At 52.2% G+C, this 6,794-nt stretch carries 8 protein-coding genes; all 8 read right to left on the bottom strand.

Annotation, left to right across the window (positions count from 1 at the left end; translation table 11 throughout):
• Positions 1-70 precede the first annotated feature (70 nt).
• The 8 genes from H8705_RS13425 to H8705_RS13460 all read right to left on the bottom strand — a co-directional run bounded on the left by H8705_RS13425 (position 71) and on the right by H8705_RS13460 (position 6,708).
• Positions 71-562, bottom strand: a complete 492-nt coding sequence (locus tag H8705_RS13425) for a hypothetical protein (RefSeq protein ID WP_087990358.1) — start codon at positions 560-562, stop codon at positions 71-73.
• Entirely contained in the window at positions 559-807 is a 249-nt protein-coding gene (locus tag H8705_RS13430; protein WP_087295647.1) for a hypothetical protein, read from the bottom strand. Before H8705_RS13430 ends, H8705_RS13425 begins: the two co-directional genes overlap by 4 nt.
• Positions 808-825: 18 nt before the next feature.
• Positions 826-1,098, bottom strand: a complete 273-nt coding sequence (locus H8705_RS13435) for a type II toxin-antitoxin system YafQ family toxin (RefSeq protein ID WP_066859802.1) — start codon at positions 1,096-1,098, stop codon at positions 826-828.
• Positions 1,091-1,372 (bottom strand): type II toxin-antitoxin system RelB/DinJ family antitoxin, encoded by a 282-nt coding sequence (locus H8705_RS13440; RefSeq protein WP_087295645.1) that lies wholly within the window; start codon positions 1,370-1,372, stop codon positions 1,091-1,093. The genes H8705_RS13435 and H8705_RS13440 overlap by 8 nt, the downstream gene beginning before the upstream one ends.
• A 244-nt stretch (positions 1,373-1,616) precedes the next feature.
• Positions 1,617-3,146, bottom strand: coding sequence for a hypothetical protein (locus tag H8705_RS13445; protein WP_117508232.1), 1,530 nt, complete (start codon positions 3,144-3,146; stop codon positions 1,617-1,619).
• A gap of 426 nt (positions 3,147-3,572) precedes the next feature.
• Positions 3,573-4,799 (bottom strand): plasmid recombination protein, encoded by a 1,227-nt coding sequence (locus H8705_RS13450; RefSeq protein WP_181966766.1) that lies wholly within the window; start codon positions 4,797-4,799, stop codon positions 3,573-3,575.
• A 239-nt stretch (positions 4,800-5,038) separates the two neighbouring features.
• Entirely contained in the window at positions 5,039-5,398 is a 360-nt protein-coding gene (locus H8705_RS13455; RefSeq protein ID WP_087990360.1) for an SdpI family protein, read from the bottom strand.
• A 35-nt stretch (positions 5,399-5,433) separates the two neighbouring features.
• On the bottom strand, positions 5,434-6,708 hold the full coding sequence (locus H8705_RS13460; protein WP_262396301.1) for a GNAT family N-acetyltransferase: 1,275 nt from the start codon (positions 6,706-6,708) through the stop codon (positions 5,434-5,436).
• Positions 6,709-6,794 lie beyond the last annotated feature (86 nt).

Below are 6,794 nucleotides of genomic sequence, written 5' to 3' on the forward strand. Positions count from 1 at the left end.
CTCTGCATCATTTACTGTTGCAATTCTTACCATAATTACACCTCATCAAATTCCGATTTGTCAAGTTCTCTTAACCTCGAAACAACTTGCTAAACCAGCCCCGTTTTTGCTCCGGCGCCTGGTCCTGCTGATCCGCTCCGGCCTCCCCGGTAAGAAGCTGCTGCTGGATCGTCCCCGCGTGAAGAGCCTGGGCCGCTGCCGCCGTCTGCTGGGCAGCGGCCAGCGCATCAGTGAGCCGAGTAATGGTCTGAGCCTGCTGCTCGATCTGCCGGTCTTTCACTTCAAGCTGCCCTTGCAGTGTGTCGATGGTGGCCTGTAAAACGCAAACCAAATCGCCAACTTCACGGTTTTCGGTTTGCGTTTTAGTTTGCGATTGGTTTTCGATTTCAGTTTGCGTTTTTTCAAAAAAAGCCTGTTTTATCAAAGCTTCCTGGTGTTCATCAATCGCAAACTGGTTTCCGTTTTTTCGCAAACTTGATCGCAAACCCAGGTTTTCGATTTGTTTACTTACCGCTGTCTTTGATACCCCTATCTCGTCGGCTATCTGCCGGATCGTTTTCATACTTTCACGAACAGGCCCACAGGACACACACCCTTAAACCCAGGCGTAGATATGTACCAGCAAGCAGGGCCTGTCGGCTCCCAGGCTACTTCAAGGGTAATCTCGTGCCAGCCATCTGGAAACAAAGCTGTAAATCCCTCTCCTGCGTGTATGCCGCGCCCTTCCAGGAGCAGACGAGGGTGCGGATCATCGTCTGCCGGATCGGGAAGCTGTATCTGCGCGATCCTCTCTTTATCCCAGCTCATAGACCTTTCCTCCTTCCCCTAAAATAAGTCGCTATGCGATCCCGTCCGGGTAAGATATAAAATCAGCTCGTCCCCGTCCACTTCGTAGATCAGCAACCAATCCGGCGTAATGTGGCACTCACGACACCCCGCATAGTCCCCGGAAAGCTGGTGATCCCTGTTCTTCTCCGGCAACGGCTCCCCCGCAGCCAGCTTTTTAATAATATCGGTCAGCAAAGAAATATCAAAGCCGCGCTTTTTCACACGCTTCAAATCCTTCTGAAACTTTGTGGTTGGTCTTATGTTATACATCGGCAAGCAGCTCCTCCATCATCTGATCGACATTGGAATAGGTCTTGCCGAGGCTCGGATCGGCCTTCATTCTCTTTACTTCCTGGATTGCTTCGACGGTTTCTGCGTTCGGCACATCGCCGCTGATTTCAAAGGGTATTCTATACTCTCTCACCGCCTTACGAGCAAAAACATTGAACGCCGTTGTCATCGTCATTCCCATATCAGCACAGAACGCCTCAAACTGCCGCTTCAAATCTGCGTCCATACGGATGTTAATATTTGTATTCGCCATAGATAGCAACTCCTTTCGCTCTTATTATATACATTGTATCATTTTTTATTCACAATGTCAATATGCATTCCTGGTCGTTTACCCAAGCACTGGCCCTTAAACTTCCACCCTGGTATGTACGCATTTAGGGGGCAAAAAGCCTTGATTTATGCGGCTTTTCGGGCGCGGTAGCGAGGGGGCCGGTATATTTACCCTCGGAGGGCTGAAAACGGCTTCTAAAGCGTAACAGGGGCCTTTCTGGGCCTTATTCCTGGCCCCCATCGTGCAGCGCGTCCAGGAGCCAATCGCTCAACTCCTGGGAAGGGGACACCCGCACCGTTACATGCCCATTTTCAAAGCGTACCGCTGGCGGCGGGCAATCCCACCACTTACGGACGGTTTTCGGATCAAGGCCAGTTTCCCGGTGACAGTCAGCCTTGCGCCCCTCCGGGTGCTGCTGCCGCCATTCATAAACCCGCGCCTGGGCCGTCCCGCTGTCTTTAGGCCGCCCATTTCCTTCCCTCCAATCCTTTTTCCCTTGCTGTTTCGCTTTAATATCCCGAATGGCTCTTGCAATTTCAAGATGATCTGCTTGTTTTTGAAAATTACGCTTATTGACAGGCATAGTCAGGCCGGAGAGCTTCGCTATATCGTCCCTGGGGAATGTCACATAGTCCTCGTTGAACATCTCCAGGGCGCACACCACATCATCTTTTGTAAAGCGGTTTATATCCTCCACACTCATATCATCGTAGGGCCGGAGCAGTGCGAAAGCGTCCCGACGCAGCTCGTCCTCGTCTATCCCGCATTTTTTCGCATAAATCGCCAGCGTCATAATGCCATAGAAACGATGTCCCACCCGGATTTCATCGGCGATCCGGTGCAGCCACCAGTCGTAAAGGTCACGCTTGACTGTCCAGCGGCCCCGCCGCTCCTTCTTGACAATCCGCCGCTCATACCAATCCGGATACTTCTCCTTCGCCTCGGCCAGCGACAGGCGGCTCTTTCTCATAAGCCCCTCAAGCCGCTGCTGCTCCCCGTTACTGTCCGGGATATAATCAAGCAGCCGCGCCAGCTCCACCGGCCCGCCGAGCCGGAACGCCCTCACAGGGTACTCACGCCCCAACTTCGAGCCGGAGCCGACCACCCGAAAACCCTGCAAAATCCCCTGCATTTGCGGCTCCTTGATGGTGGAGGTAAACTTATTCCAAATCTGCCGGGTAAGGGCATATTTCAGCTCTTTCAAGCATTTTTGGTTGTGCGGGTACATAGGCACCGGCTCTTTCAGCACATAATACAGGTGAAGCCCCGTCCCGCTGTTTACAACAAAGGTTGCCTGGGGCAGAATATCCTTGTTCATCTGGTGCAGCGTGTCCCGAAGCTGTGGCATACCCACCCCGTCCAGGTCAAAGACCAGGGCATAGAGATACCGGGCATTTTTGCCGCACCGCCGCCGTCCAAAATAGGAGATAGGGGACATAATCGTGAAATCGGTGTCTTGCAGCTCCCGCAGCTCGTCCAGCTCGTCAGTAATGGTACAGCGTTTCGCTTTACCGTCCCCCTCAATCTGCAGGGCAATACCAGTAGCCTTGTCAACCTCACCTTTCGGCACCGTCACCGCGATCCCGTTTCCCTTCCTGTCCTCAAAATGACCCTTCCTCTCGAAAGATCCTTTCGGGAAGATCTCACGATAAAACTCATACGGCTCCACCGGCTCCAAAAACTTCCCTAAATGCTCGTTCTTTTCCCTATAAAGTTCCCGCAGCCGTTCCAGTGCTGCTTGCTGATCCGCCATTCCTTACACCTCTTTTCGTACATTCTGCAAACCCACAGGGGGAAAAGGGGGAGCCAAAGAGCGGCCCCTTCGGGGCCTTAAAGAGAAAGTCACCTCCCCCTTTTCCCCCTCGCTCTGGGGCATGGAAATGATGGAAAACCTTTCAGGTTTACCACATTCCCACACCCCGCCGCTCACCCCCATAACCCCCTCCGACTTTCTCCCTGTCCGAGAGAGAATATTTTATTATTTTTTCCCTGGCCTAAAGGCCATAGGGGGGCATATATTATCAATATATTTTATTCCCTATTTTACGACACGCTAACTTCCTGCTATCCCCTGTACCCCCATAGGGGGGCATATATTATCAATATATTTTATTCCCTATTTTTACTGTTATTATAGCCTGTCCGGGCGGCTCTTGCCAGGCCCCCTGACAGGCTTCTTTTACAGCTCCATACCACCCCAGGTGTGGCTCCGTTCCTGCTCTCTTTCCGGCTGCTGCACTTCTGGCACAGGTAGCAGCTCACGCGCCTTTTCGACCAGGGGCCGGAACTGCTCTGGCAAGTGCCGATCCAGGAAATCCAGCACCGCCCCGATCCCTTCCTGGAGCCGCGCCGAAAACCCGCGCGCCCGGCTCAAATCTTCTTCCAGGTATTCCACCTGCACTTTGAGCTGCCGGTTTTCATTTTCAAGCCGCTGCCGCTCCTGGGCCTCCTTCAGCTTTTCTTTCGTCGAGGGGATTTTCTGCTGAAGCTGTTGGTTTTCTACCTTCAGCTCCCGCACCTTCTGCTCTGCCGCCGCGCCCCGGATCACCGCCGCCTTCAGCTCCTTCACCTGCTCCACCGTCACGCCCTTGACGGCCCCTGTCAGCGTCTTTTCCGGCTGTATTGCGTCCAAATCGGGCTTGACCTTCTCCACCGCTTTCAGCAGCTTCACATTCCCTTGCAGGGCCTTTCTCTGCTTTTCCAGGGCCGCGATCTCCTGCTCTGCCGCTGTCACCTGTTCCTGGATAGCTTCAAGCCGCTGGGCCGCTGCTCTGTACTCTGGCAGCTCCATATGAGGCCGACCACCGCCCAAGCTGATAATCTCAAACTCGTGCGCCTGGGCGATTTCCGTTAGGGATTCTTTCTCCCGTTCCATCCAGGCTTTCCATTCCGTCTGCTTCCGGCCCAGCCCTTCAAATCCCTGCTGCTTTAACGCTTGTTTCATTGATACCCGCGTCGAAAGGCCCCGGCTCTGCTCCGTTGCCACCGGCACGAAGTCCACATGGAGGTGGGGCGTGGCCTCGTCCATGTGCAGCACCATATTAAACACCCGCAGATGAGGGTTGCGCTCCTGGAAGGACTCTGCAAACTCTTTGAGAGCTGCCGCCGCCCGTTCCCCTCCAGGGGAGCCGCACCCGCAGTCTGTCAAGTTGCCGATCTGGAAGATAGCCTCGTGAAATAGCTTTTCCTGCTTGCTCTGCCGGATATGCTCATAGTAGTCTGGTATCTTGTCCCTGGTCTTTTTCTTTTTGGCATTGTAGGCAGCCAGGGCTTCATCGAAAAGTTCGTGGTACACCTTTTTCAAATCCTCGTTGCAAAAGGTGACATTCTGCTCCGACCTGCTCCGGTCTACATTCGCCGCTGAAAAGCTCCTGTTGTTGTGCCGGATACTTCCCCGGCCCGTCATTCCCGAAATGGTTGTACCTATAAAATCACCCGTCCCTTTCCTGCAAAAAGCCCATATCCTACTATTCCTATTTTACCATAACTGGCCGCAGGCCACAACCTCTTTGTTACTTTCTTGTGAGAAAGTAACGCAAAAGCACTTTCACACCACCGCCCCTTTGGGGCTGGCAGTATGAAAGTGCCTTTGCGCCCTGCCGGGGGCTACAAGAGTCGGTAGCTCGCTGCTGCTTTTATACTAAGTTAGAATTTATCATCCAAAAATTTGTTTTTTATTCCTGTTTCAGTTTTGTAAAACCCAAAAAACAGAAATATAATTCCAACGGCTACTCCTGCAAATACGGTAGACTGTGCGGAAATATTAAGAAAAAGTAAGGATATACACAAAACGATTTCTACCAAACCTAATGTTTTGCCAATACCAATAAAAATATTAGGCGCTATGCTTTGTGCATAATCCCAATGCTCTTGTGACTTTCGTGAGGAAGGTGTGTTGTACCCGTTGCCAGAGTTCATATCTTTTACAGGGTGCTTCTTTAAGATATATCCCACAAAAATCATCACGAACGGTATTACGAAATTCAATATAAGTAATCCATACATAAGAACATCTCCTCAAATTAGGATTTGACTATCTCTTAACACGCGCCCCCCGCGACTTCGCCGCGGCACGTTGCCGCCGCGCGTTGGCGCACGGCTTCGTAGAACATGACTGTGGCGGCGCAGGCCACGTTGAAGGAACTGGCCGAGCCGCGCGGATTCATCGGAATCGTCGCGAGCACGTCGCTGCGCTCCTTGTAAATGCGGCGCAGGCCCTCGGTCTCGTTGCCGATCAGCAGCATCGTCGGCTTTGTGAAGTCCACTTCCGAAAGCGTCTTTTCGTGGTGCGCCGTCGTGCCCACCACCTGAAAGCCCGGGTAGCGCGCCTTCAGCGCGTCGATCAACGCAAAAACCGAGTCGTTGTCCGACATGCGGACCGCCGGCACGCAAAAGAACGAGCCCATCGTCGAGGAAACGACGTCCGGGTCGTACAGGTCCACGCCGTGCCCGGTCAGGATCAGCCCCTCCACGCCGAGCGCGTCGCAGGAGCGCAGGATCGTGCCGAGATTGCCGTGGTTCGAGGGGCGGTCGAACAGCGCGATCAGCGGGTTTTCCGAAAGCGGGATGCGCGAAAAATCGTCGTCCCGCATTTTGACGACCGCCAGCAGCTCCGAGGTGTCCGCCTTGCCGCTGAGCGCCGCGAGCAGCTCGCCGCGCAGCGCGTAGTTGACCTGCGTGCGCACCGCGGCGAGCTTGTCCCTGGCCCAGTCCGAGAGCTTCCGGTCGCCGTCGTAGAGGAACGACACGATCTCCCAGCCGTTTTCGACGGCGTTGTTGATGTTTCGCACGCCCTCGACGAAGAATTCCCCGTACTTGTACCGCTTGTTGCGGTTGGTCTTCAGCACCTCAAATTTCTGGTATGTCGCGCTGCGCGTGTAAACGCGTTCCGTTTTAACTCGTTTTGATAAATGAAGTTCATTATCATCTACATATCCAAGTTTATTATATACAGTTTGTGCAACAAGATTTTCTTGTCCTGTTAGAAGTTCATATTGGTGAAGTGGATAATTCTTACTACAATAAGCCTCTGCAAAAGTAATCATCTCACTCGCTAAGCCTCTTTTTCTGTATGCTGGTTTAACATACACTTCTGTAATTTCAGGCATATATTCATCATAGCAGAACGATTTTTTAAGCTGAACACAAACAAATCCAACTAACATATCATCTTCATCAGCAACGATAACAACTTCCTGTTTATTATTCATAAGGGAATTTCTAATATTGTCTATGCTTGTTTCGCTCTCACCATTAAATTCATCATTTAAGATGTTTAATTGCTCTGCATCATTTACTGTTGCAATTCTTACCATAATTACACCTCATCAAATTCCGATTTGTCAAGTTCTCTTAACCTCGAAACAACTTGCTAAACCAGCCCCGTTTTTGCTCCGGCGCC

This window comes from Youxingia wuxianensis, assembly GCF_014385085.1.
GTDB lineage: Bacteria > Bacillota > Clostridia > Oscillospirales > Ruminococcaceae > Youxingia > Youxingia wuxianensis.